Genomic DNA, 25,196 nt, shown 5'->3' on the forward strand with positions numbered 1-25,196 from the left:
GTACACACACTTCGTGCACGCCATGCACTTCGCGCGAAACGCGCTCAGGCGCATGCGCCGTGAGCGCCCGATTATTCAGTACAGCGTGACGCTCACCGGCGGCAGGCCTTCAATGCGCCCGTGCGCCATGCCCGCGCTTCGGGGGAAAAACATGCCGGTATACGAACCCGTCGTGACGATCATGTCCGGTGTCACCGTGATGCCGCGCGACGTCGCGTGATTGACGAGCCACGTGAGCAATCGGCGCGGATCGCCCGCCGGGTTCGCGGGCGTCAATTCGACGACATCGCGCCCGTTGAAGTCGAAGCGCAGCGCCGGCGCAACAAACGGAAAATCCTCGTGATACGGCATGAATTCGCCGACGATCAGCGCGCCGTGGTTCTGCAAGTCCGCCAGTTGCGCGAGCCGGTCCACGTCGGGCCACTCCGCGAAGCGGCTGGCGACAATTTCGATTGCCGCACCGAACGAGCCGATGGCCGCGTGCACGTCGGCTTCGCGATAAGGCGCGGCGGACGGCTCGAAGCTGCGGCCGAAACGAAACGCGATTTCGAGTTCAAGCGCAAGCGGCGTAAAGGCCGTGCGCGGCAGCATCACGCCATCGGGATGCAAATCGATGTCCGGCAGCGGCGCGCCTTGAATCGGGCCGCTTGCCGACTTGGAGCCGATCTTCCAGCCGCCGACGCGCGCGCCGGCGATGCTGAGAATTTCGTGCTGGATGGCATAGGCCGCGTCCGCGTCGGCGGGCGCGCGGCTGGGCTGGAGCTTGCCGAGCGTCGCGTGATTGCGGCGTGCATCGGCAAGCAGGCGGCTGAGCGGCGAAGTGCTCAGCTTGAGGGCGTCGGCGCGAAAGGACCTGAGCATCGCTTACACGCCCATGCTGGTGGGCAGCTGCCCCTTGTCGGCGCCGCCGCCCGCGAACCGGCTGTCCGGTTGCATGCGGAACGCGAGCACGACACCGAGCGCCATCAACAGCATGCTGCCGACGAACGGCAACTCCCAGTTGCCGAAATAGTCGATCAGGAAGCCGCCCGCCACCGGCGAGATGATCGCCGCGAGCGCGGAGCCCGTGTTCATCATGCCGCTCGCCGTGCCGGAGGCTTCCGGCGCGATGTCCATCGGGATCGCCCACATCGGGCCGATCGTCATTTCGGCGAAGAAGAAGCCCGACGCGAGACACGCCATCGACACATACAGGTGGTGCGTGAACATCAGCGGAATCAGCGACAGCAGGCAGAACAGCATGCATACCGATACCATCCAGCTGCGCGCGCGCTTGAGGCTGCCGGTGCGCGTGTAGATGAAGTCGGTGACGATGCCGCCAAGCGTATCGCCCACCACGCCGGCGAGAAACACGACCGACGCGAAGATCGCCGACTTCTTCAATTCCAGGTGATAGCTGTGCAGGAAGTACTGCGGAATCCAGCTGAGAAAGAGCCACAGGGTCCAGCCATAGCAGAAGTAGACAATCGTGACGGGCGCCATGCGGCGAAACAGCTTGCCCCACGGCACGCCGGCGCCTTTCGCTTTGGGAGCGGGCAGAACGTCGAGTTCTTCCTTCGTGATGCGCGGGTGGTCTTTCGGATGCTCGGTGAAGGTGAACGCCCACACGACAACCCACAGAAGGCTGAACGCGCCGCAGATATAGAACGATTCGCGCCATCCCCAGCTTGTCATCACGAGCACGACAATGCCGGGCGCGACCGCATTGCCAACGCGCGAAGCCGCATGCGTGATGCCTTGCGCGAAGCCGCGCTTTTCCTTCGCGACCCAACGCGCCATGGCGGACGTCGCCGCCGGGAAAGTGGCGCCTTCACCGAAACCGAGCAGCACGCGCGCCGCCAGCAGCGACATCAGACCGCCCGCAAAACCGGTCAGCAAAGTGGCGATGCCCCAGATCGCGCCGCACGCGAGCAACGTGCGCCTCGCGCCGAAACGGTCGCTGACCCAGCCGCCGATGATCTGGAAAAGCAGGTACGGATACGCAAACGCCGAGAACACGAGGCCGACTTCCGTGTGCGAAAGATGGAATTCCTTGCCGAAGCCCGCTGCCGCCGTACTGACGTTGACGCGGTCCAGGTAGGTGATGAAGTACATGATGCATAGCATCACTAGAACAATACTGGTCGCACTGGTCACACGAAACCGCTTCATCGTCTCTCTCCATTTGCATGTGTCGACGGCGTGCCTGATAGGGCGCGCTTCGTCGTCGCAAGGCGGCATGCGCCGCCTCGCCATCGCATTGTTCAGGGCCGCGTTCTGTGCGCGGCTTCATGATGGAACTGACTTCGTCGATGCCTGTTTGCGTTGTTCCTGTCTTCTTTCGATTGCGGCGGTTCGAGCTTGCCGCCGCAGCCTCGTCAGGCGGCCGCCTTCAAACCCGCGGCGTGCGCCGGCTGGCTCAACCAGTTCATAGCGGCAGGCAAGCCGCTTTCCTTGAGGGGAACGCCCGCGAGACGCAGGCCCATTTCGCAGCCGGCGAGCGTGGCGAGCAGCATCAGGTCGTTGCAGTCGCCGAGATGACCGATGCGGAACATGCGGCCTTTCATCTTGCCGAGCCCGGTGCCGAGCGACATGTCGAACCGTTCGTAAATGAGCTTGCGCACCGCGTCGGCATCCACGCCCTCGGGCATCATCACGCCGGTCAGCACCGGGCTGTACACAGCCGGATCCGCGCACTGGATCTCGAGTCCCCAGGCGCGCACCGCGCGGCGGGTCGCCTCGGCAAGACGCTCGTGGCGCGCAAACACGTTGTCGAGCCCTTCTCCCAGAATCATGTCGATCGCCTCGTGAAGGCCGTACAGCAGATTCGTGTTGGGCGTGTACGGCCAGTAGCCGGTCGTGTTCATCTCGACGATTTCTCTCCAGTCCCAGAAGCTGCGCGGCAGTTTTGCGTGCTTGCTCGCAGCGAGGGCCTTCGGCGAGATCGCGTTGAAGCTGATGCCCGGCGGCAGCATCAAGCCTTTCTGCGAGCCTGACACGGTGACGTCGACGCCCCATTCGTCGTGGCGATAATCGGCGCACGCGAGGCCCGAAATCGTATCGACGAGCAACAGCGCGGGATGGCCCGCGGCGTCGATCGCGCGGCGCACGGCCGCGATGTCGGACGTGACGCCCGTCGAGGTCTCGTTGTGCACGACGCAGACGGCCTTGATCGACTGCTGCGTGTCGGCGCGCAGGCGCTCTTCGATCATGTGCGGTTGCACGCCGCGCCGCCAGCCTTCGATACCCGGCAAGCCAAGGAACTCCGGCGTGAGGCCGAGGCTTTCCGCCATCTTTTTCCAGAGCGTCGCGAAGTGACCCGTCTCGTACATCAATACGTGGTCGCCGGGGCTCAGTGTGTTGGCGAGCGCCGCCTCCCATGCGCCGGTGCCGGACGCCGGATAAATCACAACCGGATGCTGCGTTTTGAAGATTTTCTTGATCCCGTCCAGCACCTTCAGACCGAGTTCGCCGAATTCCGGTCCGCGATGGTCGATGGTCGGATAGCTCATCGCGCGGAGGATGCGATCGGGCACGGGGCTCGGCCCCGGAATCTGCAGGAAGTGACGGCCGGCGGGATGAAAATCTAACTTCAGCATTGCGCTCCTCCGATTGAATTTTGCATGCAAAAAACTATATCAGACGAAGTTGCGCCGACGAAAGTTGAAAATTGCCTTTGCGCACCCGTGTTTACCCGCGTCCTACCCTTCATTGCGGCGATCCGATAAAATCGACCGAAACGGGCATTGAGGAAGTTTGTATGCAAAATTCGGAATTTGAGGGCAGCTCGCTCGGCGCGTCGCAGTTGCCTAAGGTGGAGCGGCAGCGCTTGCATGACACGGTGGTCGAGCATATTCGCCGGTTTATCGTCGAAGGCGTGCTTGAGCCTGGCAAGAAACTGAATGAGCGGGAGTTGTGCGAAACGCTCGGCATTTCACGCACGCCGTTGCGCGAGGCGCTCAAGGTACTCGCCGCGGAAGGGCTGATCGACATTTGGCCGAATCGCGGCGCGTCGGTGTCGAAAATGTCGGAAGCCGAATTGCGCGAGACATTCGAACTGATGAGCGGCCTCGAGGCTTTCTCCGGCGAACTCGCGGCCGAACGAATGACGGCGGCCGAACTCGCCGAGATCAAGGCGTTGCACTACGCCATGCTCGCGTGCCGCGCGCAAAACGATCTGGCCGGATACTACAGCCGCAATCAGGCCATTCACGACAAGATCAACGAAGCCGCGCGGAATTCGGCGCTGCGGCAGACTTATGTCTCCGTCAACCGGCGTTTACAGGCGCTGCGTTTCCGCTCGAACTTTCAGATTCCCAAGTGGGATCGCGCGATTCACGACCATGACGAAATGCTGAAGGCGCTCGAGGCGCGCGACGGCAAGAAGCTGAGCGCGATTCTTCGTCAGCATCTGCTCGATAAGCGCGATGCGGTGTTGCAAGTGCAGTCGCGCGAAGATGCGGCGGCGGGCTCGGGGTTGAAGGCTTGATGGTTAGGTGCCTCGTGCCTTATGCGTCGCTTCGGCTCATGCGTGGGCGCGAAAACCCGCGAAGTTGTCCACGCAAAATGTTTGCAAGGCTGTGGACAACGTTCGCATAGGCCGGCCAAGTGATTGACGCGATGGCGGAATCGGCGTGCGGTCGATGTATGGGCAGTGCAAGCGATAGCGATAGTTCGTCCCGCGCGCGGACATGGTTTGCGGTCGCGGTCACACTCGCGCTGCTCAGCAACGTGCAGTTGTCCACACAATTTGTTGAAAGGGCTGTGGACAACGTGCGCACATATGCGCCAAGTGTTTGACGCGTCGGCGTAATGTCCTCGCGGTGCGGATGAATGCAACGCTTGCATTTACACCGGTCCCCTAGGACCGCCCTTCTATCGGATGCTGCGTCAAATTCAGGTGCTGTCTAACTTCCGGCCGGCCTGCCGCAATAACATTCAGCATTGCAACGCCCAACCGCCGTGCCAGTTCATCGTCAAACCGGAATTCCTCATCATCAAGGAAAAACGGCACTGCCATCTTTCCCTCGATGAGCGGCGCCACCAGAACGGAGTCCACGGCTTGCATCGTCAATTGCCGCGGTTCGTCGGTATAGGTCAGCACGACGGTGTACGGTGGGTGGTTAACCATTAATATCCCCCTGCATTGCTGGTATCGATCAAAGGCGCTTTCCTCGCACAGCGCGTGATTTCGCTCGCCGCGAGGCTTAGCCGTCAGTGTACAGGCGACCAAATCCGCCTCGTACTCCATGACACTTTGCCGCCTGACCACTTCTGCCCGCGCACACCAACCCGCGCCGCGCCTCGAACCCTACCGCACGCCATCCTTCGCTCTAAGCGACTCCGGCAACCCCCGCAACACAATCACCGCGCAGATCAAACTCATCGCGCCGATCACATACAACGCAGGCGTGGTGCTTCCAGTCAGATCCCTGACTCGCCCGACCATGATCGGACTCACAATCCCGCCGAGCTGCCCCAGCGTATTGATCAGCGCGATGCCGCCCGCCGCCCCCGCGCCCGTCACCAGCTTCGGCGGCAATGCCCAGAACGCCGGAATCGACGCCACCACGCCCGCGCCCATTACCGCCAATGCGACGATCAGAAACCCCGTCTGCTTGTCGAAGAAACCTGCTGCAAAAAATCCGATCGCCGACATCAGGAGCAAACCGAATACGAACTTGCGCCGCTCGCCGCTTGCATCCGACAAGCGCCCGACCACCACCATGCAGATCGCGCCGCACACGTAAGGCACGGCCGTCAGCAAGCCGATGAGCGTCGGATTATGCGTGCCCGCCACGCGGATCAGATGCGGCGCCCAGAAATTCAATCCATACGACGCCACCTGAATCAGAAAGTAGACGAGCCCGAGCGTGAGAAAGCCCGGCGTCCTGATCGCCCCGAGGAATGAATGCCCGGTCTGCGGATGGCGGCTCTGCTCTGCGATCTGCCCGGCCAGAAAGGACTTCTCGGCGGATGAGAGCCAGTGAGCGTCGTCGATGCGGTCTTTCAGCAGCTTCAGCACGAGATAACCGAGCAGCACGCACGGCAGGCCGCCGAGCAGGAACAGCCAGTGCCATCCCGGCATGCCGAGCACGCCGTTCATATGGCCAATGACGAGCCCCGCAAGCGGCGCCCCGACCAGCCCTGAAAAAGCCGACGCGAGAAACAGCATCGACGTGATGCGTCCGCGATAGCTCGGCGGAAACCACAGCGTCAGGTAGTACAGCACGCCGGGGGCAAAGCCCGCCTCCATCGCGCCGATCACAAAGCGCAAGCCGTAGAACTGCCATTCGTTGTTGACGAACACCATCGCCGCCGTCGCGATCCCCCACGAAATCATGATGCGCGCGATCCAGCGCCGCGCCCCGACCTTATAGAGGAATAGATTGCTTGGCACTTCGAACAAAACGTAGCCGATCACGAACAGACTTGCGCCGAGACCATAGGCGGTATCGGACAAGCCGAGATCGCTTTGCAGCTGGAACTTCGCGAAGCTGATGTTGATGCGGTCAAAAAACGCGAACAGATAGCAGATCATGATGAGCGGCATCAGCCGCCATGCCACTTTGCGGATGATGGCCGCCGCACGATCCGCGCTCTTTTCACGCCCATCGGTTGCAATTGCGCCAAGGTCACTCATGTTCGTCTCCAATGCCGGATTCGGCCGTGCCGTCCGGTCGTTTAGTGGATGAGGGAAAGTCAGATTTGCCGCACGTAGTCCGGCACGGGATGCAGGTCGCGATTGCGCCCGGCCTTCGCGACCTGCCCGGGCACATCGTGGCCGAGCAAGGCGGGCAACGCGCGCGACAGCGAGAGCAGCTTCTCGAGATCGATGTCCGTGGGAATGCCCATCTCGTCGCACAGATTGACGAGGTCTTCGGTGCAGATGTTGCCCGACGCACCCGGCGCGAACGGACAACCGCCGAGACCGCCGAGCGCCGCATCGAAGCGCCGCGCGCCGGCTTCATACGCGGCGAGCACGTTGGCGAGCCCGAGTCCGCGCGTATTGTGAAAGTGCAGCGTGAGCGCCGCAGACGGCACGCGTTGCAGCACGCGCCCGACAAGCCGCGTGACCTGGCGCGGATTGGCCATGCCGGTCGTGTCGGCGAGCGTGATGCCCTCGATGCCCATCTCGCGATACACGTCGACGATACCGATCACGCGGTCCTCGTCAATTGCGCCTTCGAACGGGCAGCCGAACGCCGTCGCCACCGATGCATTCAACAGCACGCCCGAACCCTTCATGTGGCGCACAATGTCGCCGAACGCCGCGAGCGACGACTCGCAGCTCATGCGCATATTCGCGCGGTTGTGCGTCTGACTCGCCGACATCACGAGGTTCAGCTCGTCCGCCTTCGCCGCAAGCGCGCGCTCGGCGCCCTTGAGGTTCGGCACCAAGGCCACGTAGATCACGCCCGCGCGCCGCTCGATCTGCTGGAACACAGCCTCGCCGTCACGCAACGCGGGAATCGCTTTTGGCGACACGAACGACCCGGCCTCGATGCGCGTGAAGCCCGCCGTGGAAAGACCGTTGATCAACTCGATCTTGTCCGCCGTCTCGACCCAGGTGGGTTCGATCTGCAAGCCGTCGCGCGGTGCGACTTCCTGCACGATCAGTTTGTCGGCAGACACCATGGGCGATGCAAGCTTGTTGGCAGCACTCATTGCACGGCTCCTTCGCGGCGCAGCCGCTCAATCTCTTCATTCGCAAAGCCGAGTTCGCTCAGCACGCTGCCCGTATGTTCGCCAAGCGCCGGGCCTGACCAGCGCACTTCGCCCGGCGTGTCCGACAGCTTCGGCACGATGCCCGGCATCTTCACGGAGGCGCCGCCCGGTAGTTGCGCCTGCAACAACATGTCGCGCGCCTGGTAGTGCGGATCGGCGACGATGTCCGCGACAGAATAGATGCGCCCCGCGGGCACGTCGGCGCCCTGCAGCGCGGCCAGCACGTCTTGCGTCGAATGGTGGGATGTCCATGCGGCGATGGCGTCGTCGAGCGTCGCGCAGTGGCGCACGCGGCCGTCGTTGTGCGCGAGCGCGGGGTCGTCCGCGAGATCGGGGCGGCCTATCACCTGCATGAGGCGCCGGAAAATCGGATCGCTGTTGCCCGCGATCACGACATAGCCGTCGTCTTCAGTCGGATAAGTGTTCGAGGGCGCGATGCCCGGCAATGCGCCGCCGCTACGCTCGCGCACGTGGCCGAGCAGGTCGTATTCCGGCACGAGGCTTTCCATCAGATTGAAGACGCTTTCCACGAGCGACACGTCCACGACCTGACCCTCGCCTTGGCCCGTTTTTACCCGCAGCAAAGACATCAGCGCGCCGATCACGCCGTGCAGCGAAGCGAGCGAATCGCCGAGACTCACGCCGACGCGCGCAGGCGCTCCATCCACTTCGCCCGTCGTATAGCGGATGCCGCCCATGGCTTCGCCGATCGCACCGAAGCCTGGCCGGTCGCGGTACGGGCCTGACTGGCCATAGCCGGAAATGCGGACCATCGTCAGTTTGGGGTTGATCGCATGCAGCGCGTCCCAGCCGATGCCGAGCTTTTCGAGCGCGCCTGGCCGCAGGTTTTCGATCACGACGTCGGCTTCGGCGGCCAGCCGCTTCACGATCTCGACGCCCTCCGGCGACTTCAGGTTCACGCAAACCGACTTCTTGTTGCGCGACTGCAGATACCACCAGAGCGAGGTGCCCTCGTGCAGCTTGCGCCATTTGCGTAAGGGGTCGCCGGTTTGCGGCGCTTCGATCTTGACGACATCCGCGCCGAATTCCGCCATCAGACGCGCGGCAAACGGCGCGGCGATGAGCGTCCCGATCTCGACGACGCGGATACCTTGAAGGGGTCCACTCATGTGCTGTCTCCATGCAGTTTTATGTTGGGAGACAGCTTGAGGGCATGACGCGGCGGCGTCCAACCGCAATTCGCCAACGACCGTTCGCGAACGGCGAACGGTCGCGCGGGCTTTACGCCGCGGGGGTTTGCGCGCCTTCGGACGCTTCTATGGAGCGCAGATGATCGAACAGCAGGCGGCTCACTGGCGACAGTGCATCCACGTCGCGCACCACCAGCACGAGGCTGCGTTGCGACCAGTCGTCTTCGAGCGGCGCCCCGACGAGTCCGAGCGGACGCCCCATCAGTTGATAGACTTTTTGCGGCAATACGCCGACGCCCATGCCGGCCTGCACCATCCGGCACACGGCGTCGAATCCCGGCACGTGGATACGCAGCCGCAACGGCTTGCCCGCCTGGCGCGCGGCGATATGCGTGCGCGCATTGATCGAGCTCGCAGCGTGCAGGCCGACGTGGTCGCCGTCGAGCGTTTCGGCAAATGCCACGCTGCTGCGCGCGGCGAGCGGATGATCGTCGCGCATGACAAGCACCAGCGAGTCGCGCCGATAATGCTCGACATGCAGCTCGCGCGTGTCGGCGTCGGCGGAACAGATGCCGAGATCGGCGAGGCTGTCGTCCACCGCTTCGACTACGCCGCCGCTCGGCCGCTCTTCGAGGTCGAGCTTCACGCGCTCGTGCAGCAGCTGGAACGCACGCAAATCCTCAGGCAAGAACTCGACGATGGCAGACAGGTTCGCCATCATCCGCACATAGCCGCGCACGCCGCTCGCGTGGCCGGCCAGTTCAATGCCGATGTTCTCGATATCGCGCATCACGCGTCGTGCATGATGCAGCAGCGTTTCGCCGGCCGGCGTGAGCGTCATGCCGCGCGCGTTGCGCTGAAACAGCGTTGCGCTCACCGCCTGTTCCAGTTCGAGCAGGCGCTTGCTGGCAGCCGATACGGCAATGGCCTCGCGCTCCGCGGCACGCGTGAGCGTGCCTTCCTCGTAGACGGCGAGAAACAGTTGGAGCGTGGTGAGGTCGAGCTTGCGGAGAAGGTTTTTGATCACCATGGCGCGGCGCCGGAAGTTCGGTCAATCGCTCATCATCCCATATGCCGCCGCGCACGTTGCATCATTCCTTCCACGACGAGCCGAGAATCATCGTGCAAAAATTCTCGCGATGGTAATGCGGGTCCTTAAGCTCAAGCACGTCGGCCTTCACGTTGCCGAACGTCGTGTGCGGCTTGTGGATGATGCCCTGCGTGAAGGCGTCGATAATATTTTCCTTGAAGTGCGCGCCGCGCGGATGCGCGTGCGTGACCGCGTGGCGTTCCTCTTCGGTGAACTCGTCGTAGGCGAGACCCAGCACGTCCATCTCGACGCCCGCCGTCACCAGCGCAACGACCGGTTTCATATGCTGAGGAATGCCTGGCGTAGTGTGCAATGCAATCGACGTCCACACCTGCTCGATGTCATCCTCGCCGATGCCGTGGCGCCGCAGAAAGTCGCGCGCCGCATTCGCGCCGTCCACCTCGAAGCGTTCGTGCTCGCTGCTATACGGCGCGACGAGACCCATGTCATGAAACATGGCGCCAATATAGAGCAGCTCCGGATCGTACTTGAGCTGCTTGCGTTCGCCGGCCAGCGCGCCGAACAGAAACACGCGCCGCGAGTGGTGATACAGCAGCTCCGTTTCGGTGTCGCGCACGAGGTCGGTCGCTTCGCGCGCCATGATGCTGTCGGGAATGTGGATGCCTGCAATCGTGGTCATGTGCGTAACTCCTTGAATGGCGTGGATAAAAGGAACGCGCCCGCGTGCAGCGGAAAAGCGCGTTTGGTATGCTGAACCAGCGCGTTTTTCGTGCGGCTCATGCAGTGAATGCGGCGCATCCGATGAAGTCCAGTATTGGCCAGCACCGTGGCCGCGACAATCGTGCGAAGCCGTCGAACACTGCCAATCGCACCGCGTTGACTGCCGTGGCTCGCTCATGCAGAAGGAATCAATCAATGCCCACCGTCGCGATAGCGATCTTTCCTGGCGTGCAGGCGCTCGACGTCGCGGGACCCGTCGACGTCTTCTCCGAAGCTAACCGCTTTGTCTCGCCGGACGCGCGTTACGAAGTCACGCTGCTGAGTGCGGACGACGCGCCGCTGCGCGCGTCCAACGGCATCACGCTCGTCGCCGACGGCCTCTTCTCGCGCGCTCGCGAACCCTTCGACCTCGCGCTGGTGGCGGGCGGTCCCGCGCTGCCCGAAGGCGAACCGCCCGCGGCGCCGCTGCTCGACTGGCTGATAAACGTCGCGCCGCGCTGCGGCCGCTACGGTTCCATCTGCACGGGCGCCTTCGCGCTCGGCCACGCCGGTTTGCTCGATGGGCGCCACGTCACGACGCACTGGCAGCACGCAGCGCAGCTCGCCGCGCAGTTTCCGAAGGCACGCGTCGACTATGACCGCATCTATCTGCGCGACGGCCAGCTGGTGACTTCGGCGGGCGTGACTGCGGGCATCGACCTGTCGCTTGCGCTCGTCGCGGAAGATCACGGGGCGCACATTGCGCTGGCGGTGGCGAAGCGGCTCGTCGTATTTGCGCAGCGCCAGGGCGGCCAGTCGCAGTTCAGTCCGTATCTCACCGCGCCCGCCGACGAAACGTCACCGGTCGCGAAAGTGCAGGCGCATGTCATGGAGCGCATCCACGAAAGCTTCACCGTGAAGCAGCTTGCCGACGTCGCCGGCATGAGCGCGCGCCATTTCGCACGCGTGTTCGTGCAGGAAACCGGCGTGACGCCGCACGAATTTGTCGAGCGCGCGCGCGTGGACGCGGCGCGCAAGCTGCTCGAAAGCAGCAGCGCAGCGCTGAAAGCCATTGCCTACGATTGCGGTTTCGGCACCGCGGACCGCATGCGGATTGTCTTCGTCAAGCGGATTGGCGTGACGCCGATGCAGTACCGCGAGCGCTTTCGCGCGAGCTGAAAGCGCATGTGAACCGCGCCGCTGCGCGTCCCGGACATGCGTGAGAAGATAGCGGCCTGCCTCAGCCAACGCTCAAGGAACGACATGAACTCATCCTCCCCGATTCGCGCCATCGTCACGGGCCACACGCGTGGGCTCGGCGCGGCGCTCGCCGAACAACTGCTTGCGCGCGGCGTCGCGGTGCTCGGTCTGTCGCGCTCGCGTCACGCATCGCTGAAACAGCGCTTTCCTGCGCTGCTCGAAGAAATCGAACTCGAACTCGCGGACACCGCGCGCGTTGCGCAATGGGTCGCGACGGACGCGCTGCGTGTATTCGTGAGCGGCGCGCGCACTGTCCTGTTGATCAACAACGCCGGCATGGTGCAGCCGATCGGCCCTATCGAAGCCCAGGATGCCACGGCCATCGCGACCGCGGTGAGCCTGAACGTCGCCACGCCGCTGATGCTCGCAAGCGCGCTCGCCGCAGCCAGCCCGGACGTGAGCGACCGGCGCATCATGCATATTTCGAGCGGCGCGGCGCGCAATGCGTACGCCGGCTGGAGCATCTACTGCGCGACGAAGGCCGCGCTCGATCATCACGCGCGCGCCGTCGCACTCGATGCCACTCGCGCGCTGCGCATTTGCAGTCTCGCGCCGGGCGTTATCGATACAAACATGCAGGCGGAGATTCGCGGCACTGGCGTGGAGCAGTTTCCGATGCGCGAGAAGTTCGAAGACCTGAAGCGCAACGGCCAGCTTGCGACGCCCGAGCAATCCGCCGCTCAACTGCTCGACTACGCATTCAGCGATGCATTTGGTACAACGCCTGTGGCCGACATTCGTGAAATTGCGAAGCCGGTGTGATTTTCACGGCTCCTGAAAAATCTCACCTTTGAGCGCACACGGTCGCGATTCGCGTGGTTTCGGGGCGAACATCACGCGAATCGCGCGTTGTTTGTAGCGGCTTTGCCGCATGGCCGCCGCTGATTGCCCGGGCCGCTCGTATCTCTCTGACGCTCCCGAAAATCCTCACCTTAGGCGCGCAGCGACCGACGTCCTGCGCCAGCCGACGGTTTCATCGCTCCTGAAAAAGCTCACCTTTAGCCGGCTGATACTGGCCGCAAAGCCATGGTGGGCGGGCACCGACGACGCCTTGACCAGGAACTCCCGAAAACTCTCACCTTTCAAAACGCGCGAATGATCTGCATACCCAGGTAAGAGGTATCGCGTGGGGATTTGGCATGAACGATGAATGTGACCGGTGAGACACGTCGCTTCCCGTCGCGCACGGATCGTCACGTCGCGCGACGGGCTCCCGAATCTCCTCACCTTTCTCGCGGTAAGGCCGACAGCAACACTTGCTTTCGCTCGTGCATGTGGCGGACGTCCAGCAGATTTCGCGCAGTGCAGCGACAACCAGGCGGCCACGCCGGGCGCTTCAATCGCGCCGCGAGCCGCTCCCGAAAAGCCTCACCTTTAACCCGGGTCGTGCGCGCTTCAGCTCGCGAGCTTGCGAAACGTCTCGAGAACCGCGTCGCCCTTGAACGGCTTCACGATCCAACCTTTGACGCCCGCCGCCTTGCCGCGCTCTTTCATCGCCGGGCTGCTTTCCGTCGTGAGCATGATGACGTTGACGGTCCTGTTCGCGAGTTCGCCGCGGATCTTTTCGACCATCGTCAAGCCGTCCATGTTGGGCATATTCACGTCGCTAATCACGAGCTTGATGCCCGGACTCGTTTTCAGTTTCGCGAGACCGTCCTTGCCGTCCACCGCGGTGTCCACGTCGAGGCCGTTCTTCTTCAGAAAGCCGGCCACTTCGTCGCGCACCGTGCTCGAGTCATCCACCACCAGAATCTTGGACATGTCCTTTTACCTCTCTCCACTCCATCAGACGATCAAAACAGCTCCAGCTCGCCGCTGGTTTCCTCAACGGCGCTCGTGTCGGCGATAAAGTCGACTGGCGCATACGCGCAAACGCAAACGGTCGCGCCGAGCCGCGCAGTGCCGCCCAGCGTCACCGAATACGACGATAGCAGCGCGGGCTGCAACTCATGCAAATGCGGCAAGCAACGCGCGCTCAGTACGTAAGGCGTCGACATGCCGAGGTCCGGAAAATAGCGCAGCAGTTCCTGGTTCATCGCCCCGCAACACAGGTTGCAGATTTCGAGGAACGCCTCCTGGAATGGCCGCTCGTCGGCTTCTTTGAGGTAATAGCCGCGCGTGCTGTCGTTTTCGTCGAAATGAAGGATGAGCAGCAGCCTGAACACGATCGACGAAATGGTCAGCACGGCCACCTGAGTACCCTGCGCCGCGCTCTCGCCGGTCTGCGCGAGGGGCATGATCGCGCACTCGTCGTCCGGACTGGATGGCAAGCGCGCCTGTGCGGCCTTGCGAAAAATGCGCTCGAAGCTGTCTTTTGCATGCGCCGTAATCACGCCGGCACCTCGTCCAGCTTCGCGTGAAACTGACTGGCCATCGACTCGACACTGGCCAGCGAGGCCGCGATCATCTTGCCGCCCGCCTGGATGTCCTGAAACGTCGAGGTCGTAGTCAGATCGTTGCGATGCAGACTGTCGCGATAGCTTTTCGACAACTCTTCGGAACGCGCGGCGAGCGTGCGCACTTCACTCGCCACGACAGCAAAGCCGCGGCCCGCCGCCCCCGCGCGCGCCGCTTCAATTGACGCGTTCAGCGACACGATCACCACATGCCGCACGATCGACGACAGCTCCTGGTTCTTCGCGTGCATGTCGTGATTCTGCGTCATCAGCGAGATCATCTGCTCGTGCCAGCGCTCAAAGGCAGCCCCGAGACTTTTCAGTCGCGCCGCTTCGCTCGCGAGTTGCCGCGCCTGCTGTGCCCACTGCGCTTTATCGTCGGTGGCGGCTTTCAGCGCAGTGCGCAAGGCGTCCACGCTCGCCGATTGCTCCATGAGCTCCGCGCGCAATTGCGCGGTCTCTGTTTGCAGCCGATGTTCGGCCTGCTTGCGTTCCTCGGCCAATACGTCGAGGTTGTTCTGCTCCAGCTTCAGCGACTCGATTTGCGCCTGTGCATCCGCACGCAGGCGCGCCGCGAACCGTGCAATATGCAGCCGATGCGCGGCCAGGCCGAACAACGCGGTCGCCGCGCTGCCCGCGAGCGCCGCCAATAGATACTGTTGGATCACAACCATTCCTCGAAGAGCGCCGCGATCTTGCGGCGCAAACCGTGCTCAACGCTTCATTGCGTCAATGCATCTGTGCGAAGTTCGCCGTCTTCATCGCGCGCTTCAGCGCCGAGCGTGTCGACGGCCACGCTATCCGGCAGACTCACGATCGTTTGAAACTGACGGAACGGCGCGCCTTTGCGATCGTCGGTAAAACGCAGTTCGATGCTGCCGTTCTCGCGCTTCAGGAAGTCGCGCACGGCGTCCATGCCGACGCCACGGCCCGACACCGCCGTTACGCTGTCCGCCGTCGAAAAGCCGGGACGGAAAATAAACGCGGCGATGGCCTCGTCGCTCAAGACTTCGCCCGGGTTTATCCAGCCGCGTTCCATCGCGATTCCGCGGATGCGCTCGAGCGCGAGCCCGCGGCCGTCGTCGCTGAGCGTGATCTGCAATGCGTCGCTGTCCACGCCGACTTCGATCGATATTGCGCCGGCCGGCGCCTTGCCTTCCGCGCTGCGCGCCTCGGCGGCTTCAATGCCGTGATCCATCGAGTTGCGCAGCAGGTGCATGAACACATTGTTGAGCAGTCCGCCGGCGTGGCCGCGCAGACGGTAGCCGTTGTCGTCGATGTGCACGCTCGGCGCCGGCTTGCCCAACTCGCCCGCGAGCGAAGGCAGCGAGCCGAGGACGCCGGCGAGCGCATCGCGGATGCTTTCGCTGCCGAGCGCGCGCAGGTTCCGGCGCAGCGTGTCACGCATGGACTGCAACGCGTGGAGCGCGTTGGCATCCGTCGCGTCGAGCAGATTGAGCGTGCGCTGAATCTCCTCCTTCTCCACCATGACATAACGGCCCGCATGTCCCGCGTCTTGGCGCTGCGTCTTGCCTTTGCGGCCGAGGCTCTGTTCGTTGATGCTCGCGTAGGCCTCGATAGCTTCGCGCACACGCGCGAGCTCGCGCATCAGATGCTCCTGATCCCACGAGCGGTCGGCGTCGGGCTGGCGCAGTTCGTGATAGCTCTGCTCGGTTTCGTGCACGACATCCGTCAGATGCTGCAGGTTACAGGTGCGCGCATTGCCCTTGATGGTGTGCATGTTGCGGAACAATTCGGCAATCGCCGCGTGATCTGCTTCGGAGTGCTTGCGAATAATGCGCTCGTTCTCGCTGATAAAGCCCGCCGAGCTTTCAATGAAGTGGTGGAATTTCTCTTCGCTGACGGCGAGAATTTCGCCGATCATGTCAAGGCGCCGGCGCTGTTCGCTGGCTTCGGCAGCGAGCTTGCGCAACTCCGTCACGTCGCGCACGCACAGCATGAGGCGAACAATGATGTCGTTTTCGTCGGTAATCGCAGACCAGCTCAGGTCGAGAATCTTCATGCGGCCATCGGGCATGCGCTTCGAAATTTCGCCCACCAGCAAATGCTGATTGAACGCGAAGTTGATGCAGTCTTCGCCGAGGCACGCGTGCGCGGCGGCATCGACTTGTGACAGGGCGTCCGCCCCAAGGTCGGTGTCTGCGAACACGAGGTCCATCAGCCCGCGCCCGGCAATGTCGCGAGCCTCGAAGATATCTTCCAGATACGCCGAGTACTCCGCGTGAATCACGGCGCCGTCGATCACCGTGAGAATGCCCTGCTGCATGTTCTGCAACATCGCCTGAATGTCAGCGGTTTTTTGTTTGAGTTGTGCCGAGCTTTCCTGAATCTTTTCGATCATGCCGTTGAAGGCGACAATCGAATGGCCGATTTCGTCGAGCCGCCCGACCGGCACGCGGCGCGTGAAATCCTGGCTCGATGCGATCTCGCTCATCATCGCCTGCATGCGGCTGAGCGGCCGTGTGATCTGCCGATAAAGCAATGCGCCGATCGATGTCAGCAAAATGATCGCGATGCCGGTCACGACGGCGATTGCCGTCGTCGTGGTAGCGAGCGTCGCATTGAGCGCGGTGATCGCTTCGTCTTTCTCGCGGTTCTTCTCGACGCGCAGCGTGTCGACAATCCCTTCCAGTTCATCGCGATACTGCGCAACGTTGGCGAACAGATACGCCTGCGCGAGTTCGTTCTTGCCGTCGGCTTTCATTTTTGCCGTCTCGGCTATCGCGGAGAAGTAATTGTCGAGACTGTCGCGGGCCTGCAAAACAAGGCCTTTCTGTGCGTGGCTCGCGGCGTCTTTCGCCTGAAGCGTGAGCGCCTGCTCCAGCGCGATTCTTTTCTTTTTCAATTCGTCCTGAGCCTGCGCGAGCACGTCGCCGTCGGGCGCGTAGACGAGCGTCATGGTGGCAAGCTGAACATCCTTGACTTGCGAGACGAGATCGGCGGATGCGAGTGCGCTCGGCACCACACCCTCGGTAACCTTGCGCACTTCGGCGGCACTGCCACGCGTTTGATACACGGCGTAACCGCCGATCGCCGACAAAGCGACGAACATCAATACCACCAACAGTGTGATGCGATGACGAATGGTCATGTGAACCCCGGATTCTGGCCTTCGCGTCGGCTCTCGTTGGAGCCGCGCGTTTTTTGTGCGCATTGAATCGCGCTTGTAGCACTGACGAGTATTGCCGAGGCGTGTTACCAAGCGATGACCATGCGTCTTCATCCGCATTCAGAGCCGCAAATAAACTTCTCAAGTTTTTCGCGGTGACGCCGTTAAACGACGGCCAGTCATTTTGCGCTGTCGGCAGCCGACACTCCTCTTGCTCGGCTCCCGAATTTCCTCACCGCAAACTTCAAGGTGCGCCGACAGGTACGCCTATTCTCACCTCGCCGGCTCCCGAATATTCTCACCTATGCTTGCGGCAGCAGGCCATGCACCAACTCCTGGAAGTCCTCACCTTTGGCGCAATCTCCTGGAACTCCTCACCTTTGCATGCGCCGCGGCACAAACAGGACCAACGGTGCGGCATGAATCCTGGGATAACTCACCATTGCCTGCGCGCACCGCCTCCTGGAACGTCTCACCTCTGAGCTTGACATGTGAAGGTGACGGCATCTCCTGGAATTCCTCACCATCCTGGAACGTCTCACCTTTGGCAAAATCCGGGCGCAGCGTGTGCGTTCGCGCGAACGGTTATCGCGTCATCCTGATGACGTTCGACACTCCCGCTGCCGTCGAGGCGCCGAAGCTATAAGTCGAACGGCCGCTGCGTTTGGCCGCGTACATGGCGGCATCCGCAACGTCGAGCAGTCCCGCGATACTCGGGACTCTGTCCGGAAACGTCGCGATGCCGATGCTCACGCCAATGGCGAAACGGCCGCCATACTCTCTTTCGCCCACCGCACGCACGCTCGACACAAGACGCTCGGCCAATTCCCTCAATTGCGAGTCGTCGCCGCAATCGTCGGCGAGCAACACGAACTCGTCGCCGCCGACACGGGCCAGCATGTCGTCGTGGCGCGTGACTGCGCGCAGCGATTCGGCGAGCCGGCGCAACAGCACGTCGCCCGCGCTGTGGCCCATCGCGTCGTTGACGTTCTTGAATCCGTCTATGTCGAGATACAACAGCGCGGTTCTCCGCGACCCGGCTGCGTGGCCCGACAGCTCGTCGATGGCCGACAGCAGCCGGCGGCGGTTCGGAAGTCCTGTCAGCGTGTCATGAGCGGCCTGTTGATCGAGTGCATTCGAATAGGCATGCACCCTCGCGAAGGCGCGGCGCTGTATATAGACCGTGTACACCATCAGACAGCACACGAGCACGGCAATGGCGACCAGCGCGGCGCTTCCGAACACGAGGCGCCGGTGCGCATCCTGCGTGGCGGCCTTTCGTCGGTCGCGCCAATTGTTCAGCAGGAGGTTCAGGTCCTCGCGCAGTCCATCCATGTACAGCTTGCCTTCGTTTGTCTGCACGAGCGCGATGGCGCCTGCGCGATTGCCGCTGCGGGCCAGCTCGATGGTGCGTGCGAGTTCCGTCACCTTGTTGGTCTTCGCATGCTCGACACGGCGCACGAGTTCAAGAGATTTTTCGTCGCTGCCCGCGGCCTGCTGCAGGCGCAGTATGGTGTCGTCCAGATCGTGAACGCCTTGCCGATAAGGCACGAGGTAGCTTTCATCCCCGGTCAGCAGATAGCCGCGCTGGCCGGTTTCCGCGTTCTCGAGATCGTGCAGCACGCGATTGGCCGCGCCGAGCACGCTGAATGCCTCCTCGTCGCGCAGACCGTCGGCGACGATGATCTTCGCCTCATACACGAAGAGACCCGCTGCGACGAGCAAGCCCACGGCCATGCTCACATAAAGCGCAATGAAACGGTTTCGATCGGCTTTCGCGGAGCGGAACAGACGCGCGGGCACAAGAGCCTCCAAAGCGGTGTGGAAGGGCAAGGATGCAATGATACTGGAGAGCCGTGACAGGCTCTCGCGAAGTGCGGTGCTCGACCGACCGGTGCCGGAAGTCCGCCGCGGTGGATGAGCTTAGAACTTCACCTTCACCTGAAAGCCGATGGTGAACGGCAGGTCGTCGGAAGGAATGGGCGGAATCACGATGAAGTTCGCGCCGACACGCTTGTATTCGACCATGATAAGCGGCGCGATCACCGGGCCGATCGTATGATCGCGACCGAGTCCCCAGTTGCCGTAGTTGTAGCCGGAGATGATGCCGCCCATGGCCGCGACCCGCACGATGCCCCAATGCAGGAAATCGGGCGACCACACGCCGCCGCCGTAGTACGAAGGCCGGCGTAGCGAATTGCGAAAACCGCCTGCGGTGAGCGCCCATTGGTTATTGAGCCAGCATTCCACGCCGAGCCCCGGGTTGAATTGCTCGAAGTGCTTATCCGGGTCGGGGTTGATGTGATAGGAGCCGAGCATCGCGTCGACCCATACGCCGCCCTCGCACCAGTTGCCCGCCTGCGCGGCCGTGCTGCCGGCGAGGCCCGCAGCCAGCGCCAGCAATGCGCGGCCGATGTACTTCCTGCTATTCCTGATGTTCTGCCGAAGATGCATGTCCTCTCCATCGCCGCTCGAGCGCCGGCGTAATGCTGTTCTGTTTTTGGCGCGTGCCGCCCGTCGCGCACTGTACCGCAAGCCACTCGTGCGATGTTGAACACGCACTCGGGCTAGCGGGCACAAGACGTGCCGGCAGTCGGCAGCACAACCATAACGGAGGAGCGATGGCAAAGCGGTGAAGACGCGGCGCGCCTTCACGTTGCATGCGGGGCGCTTACAGACCGAGGTCCGAGAGGCTCGGGTGATCGTCAGGACGGCGGCCGAGCGGCCAGTGGTACAGGCGGTCGGCTTCGCGGATCGGCAGATCGTTGATGCTCGCGTGACGGCGCGCCATCAATCCGTGCTCGTCGAACTCCCAGTTCTCGTTGCCGTACGAGCGGAACCAGTTGTTCGAATCGTCGTGCCATTCATAGGCGAAGCGCACGGCAATGCGGTTATCGGTGAAGGCCCATAGTTCCTTGATCAGCCGATAGTCGAGCTCCTTCGCCCATTTGCGGCGCAGGAACTCGACTATCCCGGCGCGGCCACGCGTGAACTCGGCGCGATTGCGCCACACGCTGTCCACGGTATACGCGAGCGATACGCGTTCGGGGTCGCGCGTGTTCCAGCCGTCTTCAGCGGCGCGGACTTTCTGGATGGCGGTTTCGCGCGTGAAGGGCGGCAGGGGCGGGCGGGTTTCGATCGTGTCGGCCATGAGGCACCTCGCTTGTGGGTCAGGTTGGAGTCCGCCTCGTCGGCGGGGGCTTGGTTGATGATCGGCGTGAGCCGGCGTCGCGGGCGGCCGCGTTCGGCTTGCGGGGCAATTGCGCGTCGAGCAGGGTTCGGGCGACCGCCTGCGCGTCGAGCGCGGCGTCAGGCTCGCCGCTCACGAGCGCAACGGCGATCGCGCCGTCGAGCAATACGAGCCACTGCCGCGATAAAGCCGCGGCGCGCCTCGCGTCCAGTTTCGTTTCAGCGACGAAGTCGTCGAACTGCGTCCGCACGAAAGCCAGCAGGCGTTCCTTGTGCTCGCGCGCGACCACGCGAATCGGATCTTCGGCCGAAGCAATCTCGCCGGCCGCGTTGAGGAACGCGCAACCGTGAAAGTCCGCCGACGCGAACCATTCGCGCAACACGTCGAACATGCCCAGGAGACGCTTGCGCGCGCCCGTGCCGTGCTGCTGCGTGCCTGCGATAAACCAGTTCATCCAGCGTTCGTCGCGCCGTTCGAGCGCGGCAGCAACGAGCGCGTCTTTGGATTCGAAATGCGTGTAGAAGCTTTTGCGCGCGGTGCCGGACTGCCGGACGATCGCATCGACGCCGGTTGCATGAATGCCGCCCGCATAGATCAGCGCTTCCGCCGCGTCGAGCAGGCGCTCACGCGCGCTCGGCGCGGGTGCGTTTTCAATGTGAGCGTCAGTGGCCATGGGCGAAGAGTAGAACGATCATTCTCCCTCGTCAAGTCCTAGCCGGTTTTTGCGCGAGCTGTGCGGCAACTGTTATCTTTGCTGGCGAGCAAACAACCGGAACCCACCTGATGAAGGCATTCACCGCGCGCGCCGTCGTCGTGCGCGCTTTACTCGGCGCGGCGCTGCTCACTGCCGTGGCCTGCACGCCGCTGCAAGTGCTCACGCACTCGGTCAGCCAGGACGAGGCGCGCGTGCCGGCGGGGCGTTACGATCTCGACGCCGACCATTGCAGCATCATCTTCGACGTCGAGCACTTCAAGTACTCGCGCTTCGCGATGCGCCTCGATCGCAAGAAAGGGCAATTGCAGTGGAACCAAGGCGGTCTCGCGCAGAGTAGCGTGTCGGTGTCGATCGACGCCGCGAGCATCGACACGAACGTGCCATTGCTCGACAAGATGGTGAAAAGCGCGAGCCTGCTGGACGTGGAGCAGTATCCGGAAATCCGTTTCGTGAGCACGAAATTCGAACGCACCGGCGACGCGCGCGGCACGTTGACGGGCGATCTGACCATTCACGGCGTGACGCAGCCGGTCACGCTCGATGTGACCTTCAACGGTTTTGCGCGCGATCCGCTGACGAAAAAGGACACGCTCGGTTTTTCCGCCGAGGGGCGTTTCAGCCGCGCGAAGTTCGGTCTGGCGACGTGGTATCCCGCAGTCGGCGACGACATTCACGTGCATATCGAGGCCGAATTCGGCAGAACGCCCGCAGGCGCGTAAGCGCACTGCGGGCGTTCGTGATGCAGTTGCCGCGAATGTCGATTCGTTGACTGGGCTATGCGGTGGTCCAGTCGAGAATGACCTTGCCGCTTTCGCCGGAGAGCATGGTGGCGAACGCCTGCTGATAATCGTCGACCTTGAAGTGATGCGTGAGGATCGGCGACAGGTCAAGGCCGCTTTGCAGCATCGCCACCATCTTGTACCAGGTCTCGAACATCTCGCGGCCGTAAATGCCCTTGATTTCGAGGCCTTTGAAAATCACCTGCGTCCAGTCGATGGCGGTCTGCGCCGGCGGAATGCCGAGCAGCGCAATCTTGCCGCCGTGGTTCATCGCTTCGAGCATGCTGGTAAAAGCGCTCGGCACGCCGGACATCTCAAGGCCCACGTCGAAACCTTCGGCCATGTGCAGATCCGCCATCACGTCGCGCAACGATTCACGCGACACATTCACGGCCCGCGTCGCGCCCATCTTGCGCGCGAGTTCAAGCCGGTAATCGTTGATGTCGGTAATGACGACGTTGCGCGCGCCCACATGCTTGGCAATCGCCACCGCCATGATGCCGATCGGACCCGCGCCGGTAATCAGCACGTCCTCACCGACCAGATTGAACGACAGCGCCGTGTGCGTGGCGTTGCCGAACGGATCGAAAATCGCCGCGAGGTCGTCGGATATTTCCGGCGGAATCTTGAACGCGTTGAACGCCGGAATCACGAGATATTCCGCGAACGCGCCCTCGCGATTCACGCCGACGCCCACCGTATTGCGGCACAAATGCCGGCGGCCCGCGCGGCAATTGCGGCAGAAGCCGCAGGTAATGTGCCCTTCGCCCGACACGCGGTCGCCGATCGAAAAGCCGCGCACTTCCTGACCCATGTCGACGATCTCGCCGACATACTCGTGGCCGACATGCATGGGCACCGGAATTGTTTTTTGCGCCCAGTCGTCCCACTTCCAGATGTGAATGTCCGTGCCGCAAATCGCCGTGCGCGTGATGCGGATCATCACGTCGTTATGGCCGACTTCGGGCACCTTGACGTCGGTGAGCGTGAGGCCCGGCGCGCGTTCGAGTTTGGCGAGTGCTTTCATGCGCCCTCCGCCGGTATCACGCCAAGCTCGCGGCCGACGCGCGCAAACGCATCCACGGCGCGGTCGATCTGTTCGGTCGTATGCGCAGCACTCATTTGCGTGCGGATGCGGGCGCGGCCCCTCGGCACCACGGGGAACGAAAAGCCGATCACGTAGACGCCTTCGTTCAAGAGCGCATCGGCCATTTTCGAAGCAAGCTGCGCGTCGCCGAGCATGACCGGAATGATCGGATGTTCGCCGGGCACGAGCGTGAAGCCGAGCGCACTCATTCTGCTGCGAAAATGCCCGCCGTTTTCGCGCACGCGTGCGCGCAGTTGCGCGCCTTCGTCGCTGGCCAGCAATTCGAGCACTTTCAGCGACGCCGCCGCGATGCTCGGCGTGAGCGTGTTCGAGAACAGATAGGGCCGCGAGCGTTGGCGCAGCAATTCGACGATTTCCTTGCGCGCGGCGACATAGCCGCCCGAAGCGCCGCCGAGTGCCTTGCCGAGCGTGCCGGTGATGATGTCGACGCGCGAGAGCACGCCGCAATGTTCCGGCGTGCCGCGCCCGTGCTCGCCGACAAAACCGACCGCATGCGAGTCGTCGACCATGACGAGTGCGCCGTAGCGGTCCGCCAGATCGCAGATGCCGGCGAGGTCGGCGATGATGCCGTCCATGGAAAACACGCCGTCTGTCGCGATCAGCTTGAAGCGCGCGCCCGCAGCGTCGGCCTCTTTCAGCTTCGACTCGAGGTCCGCGAGGTCGTTGTTCTTGTAGCGAAAGCGCTTGGCCTTGGAGAGCCGCACGCCGTCGATGATGCTCGCGTGGTTCAGCTCGTCGCTGATGATGGCGTCGTTCTCATCGAGCAGCGTTTCGAACAAGCCGCCGTTTGCATCGAAGCAGCTCGAATAGAGAATGCAGTCGTCGGTCTGCAGAAATTCGGCGAGCGCCTGCTCGAGCTGTTTATGCACCGTCTGCGTGCCGCAGATGAACCGCACCGAAGCCATGCCGAAGCCGTCGGCGTCGAGCCCCTGTTTTGCGGCCTCGATCAAGCGGGCGTCGTCGGCAAGGCCGAGGTAATTGTTCGCGCAGAAATTCAGCACGTCCTGGCCGTTGGCGAGCCGGATATCGGCCGATTGCGGGCTCGCGATCACGCGCTCGCTCTTGTAAAAACCGTCGGCGCGGATCTGCTCGAGCGTGCCGCGCAGATGGGCGAGAAATGGGTCACGCATGAAGCGGGCTCCTGAATGGGTGAGACTGCCGTGGGCGAACAGGGAATGGCCTGTTATAGTCGGCTGTCAGTTTTATCGGATATTTTCGTTTTTCCGAACTAAAATCCGGTATGTCGAACAACTCTAAACGATGGGTCAGGAAATGGCAAGTTCGGGTATTCGCCGTGCGGCGGCCGGCGCGGCACCCACTGCCGGTGCAATGGCGGCGCCGGCAATCGCCGCACCGCCGCGCGTCGGCGAGCAGATTCAGCGGCTGCGCGCCGAAAGGCGCATGACGCTCGACGATCTCTCGCGGGCGGCGGGCGTGTCGAAATCGATGCTTTCGGAAATCGAGCGCGACAAGGCGAATCCGACAATTGCGGTTGCCTGGCGGCTGACCAATGCGCTGGGCGTGAGCCTCGATTCGCTGTTTGCGCCGCAGAAGACGCCTGAGGCGATCGCCGTGGCGGGTCCGCACGACATCCCCACGCTGAGTGGCCACGATGCGAAATACCAGTTGCGCGTGTGGGGGCCGATCGAGTTGGCCGGCAAATTCGAGTGGTACGAGTTGACGCTGCAGCCGGGCGGAGCGCTCGTGTCGAATGCGCACGAACCCGGCACGCGCGAACATCTGACGGTGCTGCAGGGCTCCATGGAAATCGAGGCGGCGGGCGCGACGAAGCGGCTCAAGGCGGCGGACACCGCACGCTATGTCGCGGATGAGCCGCATGCCATCCGCAATGCCGGCAAAAGCGAGGCGAAAGCCTTGCTGGTGGTGATTCACGGCTGAGCGGCGGGCTCACCGTGGCGCGTCGCGCCGGATCGCGGGGCGGCAGGCTACCGGAATCCGGACTTGCGCGAGGTTGCGTCGAACACTGTATGTTTGTACAGTACAGGCTAT

The 25,196-nt window shown here is 62.9% G+C and carries 24 protein-coding genes; 5 read left to right on the forward strand and 19 right to left on the reverse strand.

Features of this window, described 5'->3' with window-relative positions:
* Positions 1-75: 75 nt before the first annotated feature.
* From ACEN8U_RS02005 to ACEN8U_RS02015, 3 genes are all read right to left on the reverse strand, one after another.
* The gene (locus tag ACEN8U_RS02005) at positions 76-861 is read right to left on the reverse strand and encodes a 2-keto-4-pentenoate hydratase (RefSeq protein WP_310111231.1); all 786 of its coding nucleotides are present in this window, start codon (positions 859-861) and stop codon (positions 76-78) included.
* 3 nt (positions 862-864) lie between these two features.
* Positions 865-2,151 carry an MFS transporter gene (locus ACEN8U_RS02010; RefSeq protein WP_310111227.1) on the reverse strand — a complete coding sequence of 429 codons (1,287 nt, stop codon included), beginning with the start codon at positions 2,149-2,151 and terminating at the stop codon, positions 865-867.
* 206 nt (positions 2,152-2,357) lie between these two features.
* Positions 2,358-3,578, reverse strand: a complete 1,221-nt coding sequence (locus ACEN8U_RS02015; protein ID WP_310111226.1) for a pyridoxal-phosphate-dependent aminotransferase family protein — start codon at positions 3,576-3,578, stop codon at positions 2,358-2,360.
* A gap of 161 nt (positions 3,579-3,739) precedes the next feature.
* Here ACEN8U_RS02015 and ACEN8U_RS02020 point away from each other — a divergent pair, with 161 nt between their 5' ends.
* A complete protein-coding gene (locus tag ACEN8U_RS02020; protein ID WP_041746820.1) occupies positions 3,740-4,468 on the forward strand; it encodes a GntR family transcriptional regulator in 729 nt (242 codons plus the stop codon).
* 372 nt (positions 4,469-4,840) lie between these two features.
* Here the strand turns inward: ACEN8U_RS02020 and ACEN8U_RS02025 are convergent, their stop codons facing one another.
* The 6 genes from ACEN8U_RS02025 to ACEN8U_RS02050 form a co-directional block, all read right to left on the reverse strand.
* A complete protein-coding gene (locus tag ACEN8U_RS02025; protein ID WP_310111225.1) occupies positions 4,841-5,230 on the reverse strand; it encodes a hypothetical protein in 390 nt (129 codons plus the stop codon).
* Between the two features lie 60 nt (positions 5,231-5,290).
* The gene (locus ACEN8U_RS02030; RefSeq protein WP_310111223.1) at positions 5,291-6,622 is read right to left on the reverse strand and encodes an MFS transporter; all 1,332 of its coding nucleotides are present in this window, start codon (positions 6,620-6,622) and stop codon (positions 5,291-5,293) included.
* A gap of 59 nt (positions 6,623-6,681) precedes the next feature.
* Positions 6,682-7,647 carry a hydroxymethylglutaryl-CoA lyase gene (locus ACEN8U_RS02035; protein WP_310111220.1) on the reverse strand — a complete coding sequence of 322 codons (966 nt, stop codon included), beginning with the start codon at positions 7,645-7,647 and terminating at the stop codon, positions 6,682-6,684.
* Complete coding sequence (locus ACEN8U_RS02040; RefSeq protein ID WP_310111219.1) at positions 7,644-8,837, reverse strand: CaiB/BaiF CoA-transferase family protein; 1,194 nt, start codon at positions 8,835-8,837, stop codon at positions 7,644-7,646. The genes ACEN8U_RS02035 and ACEN8U_RS02040 overlap by 4 nt, the downstream gene beginning before the upstream one ends.
* 112 nt (positions 8,838-8,949) lie before the next feature.
* The gene (locus tag ACEN8U_RS02045; protein ID WP_013591283.1) at positions 8,950-9,888 is read right to left on the reverse strand and encodes a LysR family transcriptional regulator; all 939 of its coding nucleotides are present in this window, start codon (positions 9,886-9,888) and stop codon (positions 8,950-8,952) included.
* A gap of 61 nt (positions 9,889-9,949) precedes the next feature.
* Positions 9,950-10,588, reverse strand: a complete 639-nt coding sequence (locus ACEN8U_RS02050; protein ID WP_310111216.1) for an HD domain-containing protein — start codon at positions 10,586-10,588, stop codon at positions 9,950-9,952.
* Between the two features lie 236 nt (positions 10,589-10,824).
* Here ACEN8U_RS02050 and ACEN8U_RS02055 point away from each other — a divergent pair, with 236 nt between their 5' ends.
* Complete coding sequence (locus tag ACEN8U_RS02055) at positions 10,825-11,787, forward strand: GlxA family transcriptional regulator (RefSeq protein ID WP_310111213.1); 963 nt, start codon at positions 10,825-10,827, stop codon at positions 11,785-11,787.
* 84 nt (positions 11,788-11,871) lie between these two features.
* Positions 11,872-12,630 carry an SDR family oxidoreductase gene (locus tag ACEN8U_RS02060; protein WP_310111212.1) on the forward strand — a complete coding sequence of 253 codons (759 nt, stop codon included), beginning with the start codon at positions 11,872-11,874 and terminating at the stop codon, positions 12,628-12,630.
* 633 nt (positions 12,631-13,263) lie between these two features.
* Here ACEN8U_RS02060 and ACEN8U_RS02065 read toward each other — a convergent pair.
* The 8 genes from ACEN8U_RS02065 to ACEN8U_RS02100 form a co-directional block, all read right to left on the reverse strand.
* The gene (locus ACEN8U_RS02065) at positions 13,264-13,629 is read right to left on the reverse strand and encodes a response regulator (protein WP_310111210.1); all 366 of its coding nucleotides are present in this window, start codon (positions 13,627-13,629) and stop codon (positions 13,264-13,266) included.
* Between the two features lie 32 nt (positions 13,630-13,661).
* Positions 13,662-14,201: a hypothetical protein gene (locus ACEN8U_RS02070; protein WP_310111207.1), complete on the reverse strand. Its 540-nt coding sequence runs from the start codon at positions 14,199-14,201 to the stop codon at positions 13,662-13,664.
* Complete coding sequence (locus ACEN8U_RS02075) at positions 14,198-14,932, reverse strand: methyl-accepting chemotaxis protein (protein ID WP_310111205.1); 735 nt, start codon at positions 14,930-14,932, stop codon at positions 14,198-14,200. Before ACEN8U_RS02075 ends, ACEN8U_RS02070 begins: the two co-directional genes overlap by 4 nt.
* A 53-nt stretch (positions 14,933-14,985) precedes the next feature.
* Positions 14,986-17,376: a HAMP domain-containing protein gene (locus ACEN8U_RS02080; protein WP_310111202.1), complete on the reverse strand. Its 2,391-nt coding sequence runs from the start codon at positions 17,374-17,376 to the stop codon at positions 14,986-14,988.
* Between the two features lie 603 nt (positions 17,377-17,979).
* Positions 17,980-19,197 carry a diguanylate cyclase domain-containing protein gene (locus ACEN8U_RS02085; RefSeq protein ID WP_310111199.1) on the reverse strand — a complete coding sequence of 406 codons (1,218 nt, stop codon included), beginning with the start codon at positions 19,195-19,197 and terminating at the stop codon, positions 17,980-17,982.
* A gap of 120 nt (positions 19,198-19,317) precedes the next feature.
* The gene (locus tag ACEN8U_RS02090; protein ID WP_310111197.1) at positions 19,318-19,848 is read right to left on the reverse strand and encodes a hypothetical protein; all 531 of its coding nucleotides are present in this window, start codon (positions 19,846-19,848) and stop codon (positions 19,318-19,320) included.
* A gap of 217 nt (positions 19,849-20,065) precedes the next feature.
* On the reverse strand, positions 20,066-20,545 hold the full coding sequence (locus ACEN8U_RS02095) for a DUF1348 family protein (protein ID WP_013591274.1): 480 nt from the start codon (positions 20,543-20,545) through the stop codon (positions 20,066-20,068).
* 19 nt (positions 20,546-20,564) lie between these two features.
* On the reverse strand, positions 20,565-21,257 hold the full coding sequence (locus ACEN8U_RS02100) for a TetR/AcrR family transcriptional regulator (protein WP_310111195.1): 693 nt from the start codon (positions 21,255-21,257) through the stop codon (positions 20,565-20,567).
* A gap of 110 nt (positions 21,258-21,367) precedes the next feature.
* Here ACEN8U_RS02100 and ACEN8U_RS02105 point away from each other — a divergent pair, with 110 nt between their 5' ends.
* Positions 21,368-22,018, forward strand: coding sequence for a YceI family protein (locus ACEN8U_RS02105; RefSeq protein ID WP_310111193.1), 651 nt, complete (start codon positions 21,368-21,370; stop codon positions 22,016-22,018).
* A gap of 55 nt (positions 22,019-22,073) precedes the next feature.
* Here the strand turns inward: ACEN8U_RS02105 and tdh are convergent, their stop codons facing one another.
* Both tdh and ACEN8U_RS02115 read right to left on the reverse strand, forming a co-directional pair.
* Positions 22,074-23,105, reverse strand: a complete 1,032-nt coding sequence (tdh, locus tag ACEN8U_RS02110; protein ID WP_310111191.1) for an L-threonine 3-dehydrogenase — start codon at positions 23,103-23,105, stop codon at positions 22,074-22,076.
* Complete coding sequence (locus ACEN8U_RS02115) at positions 23,102-24,316, reverse strand: glycine C-acetyltransferase (RefSeq protein WP_310111189.1); 1,215 nt, start codon at positions 24,314-24,316, stop codon at positions 23,102-23,104. The genes tdh and ACEN8U_RS02115 overlap by 4 nt, the downstream gene beginning before the upstream one ends.
* Before the next feature lie 130 nt (positions 24,317-24,446).
* On the opposite strand from ACEN8U_RS02115, the gene ACEN8U_RS02120 reads away from it, so the two are divergent.
* A complete protein-coding gene (locus ACEN8U_RS02120; RefSeq protein ID WP_310111187.1) occupies positions 24,447-25,085 on the forward strand; it encodes an XRE family transcriptional regulator in 639 nt (212 codons plus the stop codon).
* Positions 25,086-25,196 lie beyond the last annotated feature (111 nt).

It is taken from the genome of Paraburkholderia phenoliruptrix, assembly GCF_047325075.1.
Lineage (GTDB): Bacteria > Pseudomonadota > Gammaproteobacteria > Burkholderiales > Burkholderiaceae > Paraburkholderia > Paraburkholderia phenoliruptrix.

What these genes read in the sequence shown, in the direction of transcription:
- ACEN8U_RS02095 (WP_013591274.1), bottom strand. Translation starts at nt 20,545, where the DNA reads ATGGCCGACACGATCGAAACCCGCCCGCCCCTGCCGCCCTTCACGCGC.
- ACEN8U_RS02055 (WP_310111213.1), top strand. Translation starts at nt 10,825, where the DNA reads ATGCCCACCGTCGCGATAGCGATCTTTCCTGGCGTGCAGGCGCTCGAC.
- ACEN8U_RS02005 (WP_310111231.1), bottom strand. Translation starts at nt 861, where the DNA reads ATGCTCAGGTCCTTTCGCGCCGACGCCCTCAAGCTGAGCACTTCGCCG.
- ACEN8U_RS02040 (WP_310111219.1), bottom strand. Translation starts at nt 8,837, where the DNA reads ATGAGTGGACCCCTTCAAGGTATCCGCGTCGTCGAGATCGGGACGCTC.
- ACEN8U_RS02045 (WP_013591283.1), bottom strand. Translation starts at nt 9,888, where the DNA reads ATGGTGATCAAAAACCTTCTCCGCAAGCTCGACCTCACCACGCTCCAA.
- ACEN8U_RS02010 (WP_310111227.1), bottom strand. Translation starts at nt 2,151, where the DNA reads ATGAAGCGGTTTCGTGTGACCAGTGCGACCAGTATTGTTCTAGTGATG.
- ACEN8U_RS02030 (WP_310111223.1), bottom strand. Translation starts at nt 6,622, where the DNA reads ATGAGTGACCTTGGCGCAATTGCAACCGATGGGCGTGAAAAGAGCGCG.
- ACEN8U_RS02080 (WP_310111202.1), bottom strand. Translation starts at nt 17,376, where the DNA reads ATGACCATTCGTCATCGCATCACACTGTTGGTGGTATTGATGTTCGTC.
- ACEN8U_RS02120 (WP_310111187.1), top strand. Translation starts at nt 24,447, where the DNA reads ATGGGTCAGGAAATGGCAAGTTCGGGTATTCGCCGTGCGGCGGCCGGC.
- ACEN8U_RS02060 (WP_310111212.1), top strand. Translation starts at nt 11,872, where the DNA reads ATGAACTCATCCTCCCCGATTCGCGCCATCGTCACGGGCCACACGCGT.
- ACEN8U_RS02090 (WP_310111197.1), bottom strand. Translation starts at nt 19,848, where the DNA reads ATGCATCTTCGGCAGAACATCAGGAATAGCAGGAAGTACATCGGCCGC.
- ACEN8U_RS02065 (WP_310111210.1), bottom strand. Translation starts at nt 13,629, where the DNA reads ATGTCCAAGATTCTGGTGGTGGATGACTCGAGCACGGTGCGCGACGAA.
- ACEN8U_RS02035 (WP_310111220.1), bottom strand. Translation starts at nt 7,647, where the DNA reads ATGAGTGCTGCCAACAAGCTTGCATCGCCCATGGTGTCTGCCGACAAA.
- ACEN8U_RS02115 (WP_310111189.1), bottom strand. Translation starts at nt 24,316, where the DNA reads ATGCGTGACCCATTTCTCGCCCATCTGCGCGGCACGCTCGAGCAGATC.
- ACEN8U_RS02050 (WP_310111216.1), bottom strand. Translation starts at nt 10,588, where the DNA reads ATGACCACGATTGCAGGCATCCACATTCCCGACAGCATCATGGCGCGC.
- ACEN8U_RS02020 (WP_041746820.1), top strand. Translation starts at nt 3,740, where the DNA reads ATGCAAAATTCGGAATTTGAGGGCAGCTCGCTCGGCGCGTCGCAGTTG.
- ACEN8U_RS02100 (WP_310111195.1), bottom strand. Translation starts at nt 21,257, where the DNA reads ATGGCCACTGACGCTCACATTGAAAACGCACCCGCGCCGAGCGCGCGT.
- ACEN8U_RS02015 (WP_310111226.1), bottom strand. Translation starts at nt 3,578, where the DNA reads ATGCTGAAGTTAGATTTTCATCCCGCCGGCCGTCACTTCCTGCAGATT.
- ACEN8U_RS02105 (WP_310111193.1), top strand. Translation starts at nt 21,368, where the DNA reads ATGAAGGCATTCACCGCGCGCGCCGTCGTCGTGCGCGCTTTACTCGGC.
- tdh (WP_310111191.1), bottom strand. Translation starts at nt 23,105, where the DNA reads ATGAAAGCACTCGCCAAACTCGAACGCGCGCCGGGCCTCACGCTCACC.
- ACEN8U_RS02025 (WP_310111225.1), bottom strand. Translation starts at nt 5,230, where the DNA reads ATGGAGTACGAGGCGGATTTGGTCGCCTGTACACTGACGGCTAAGCCT.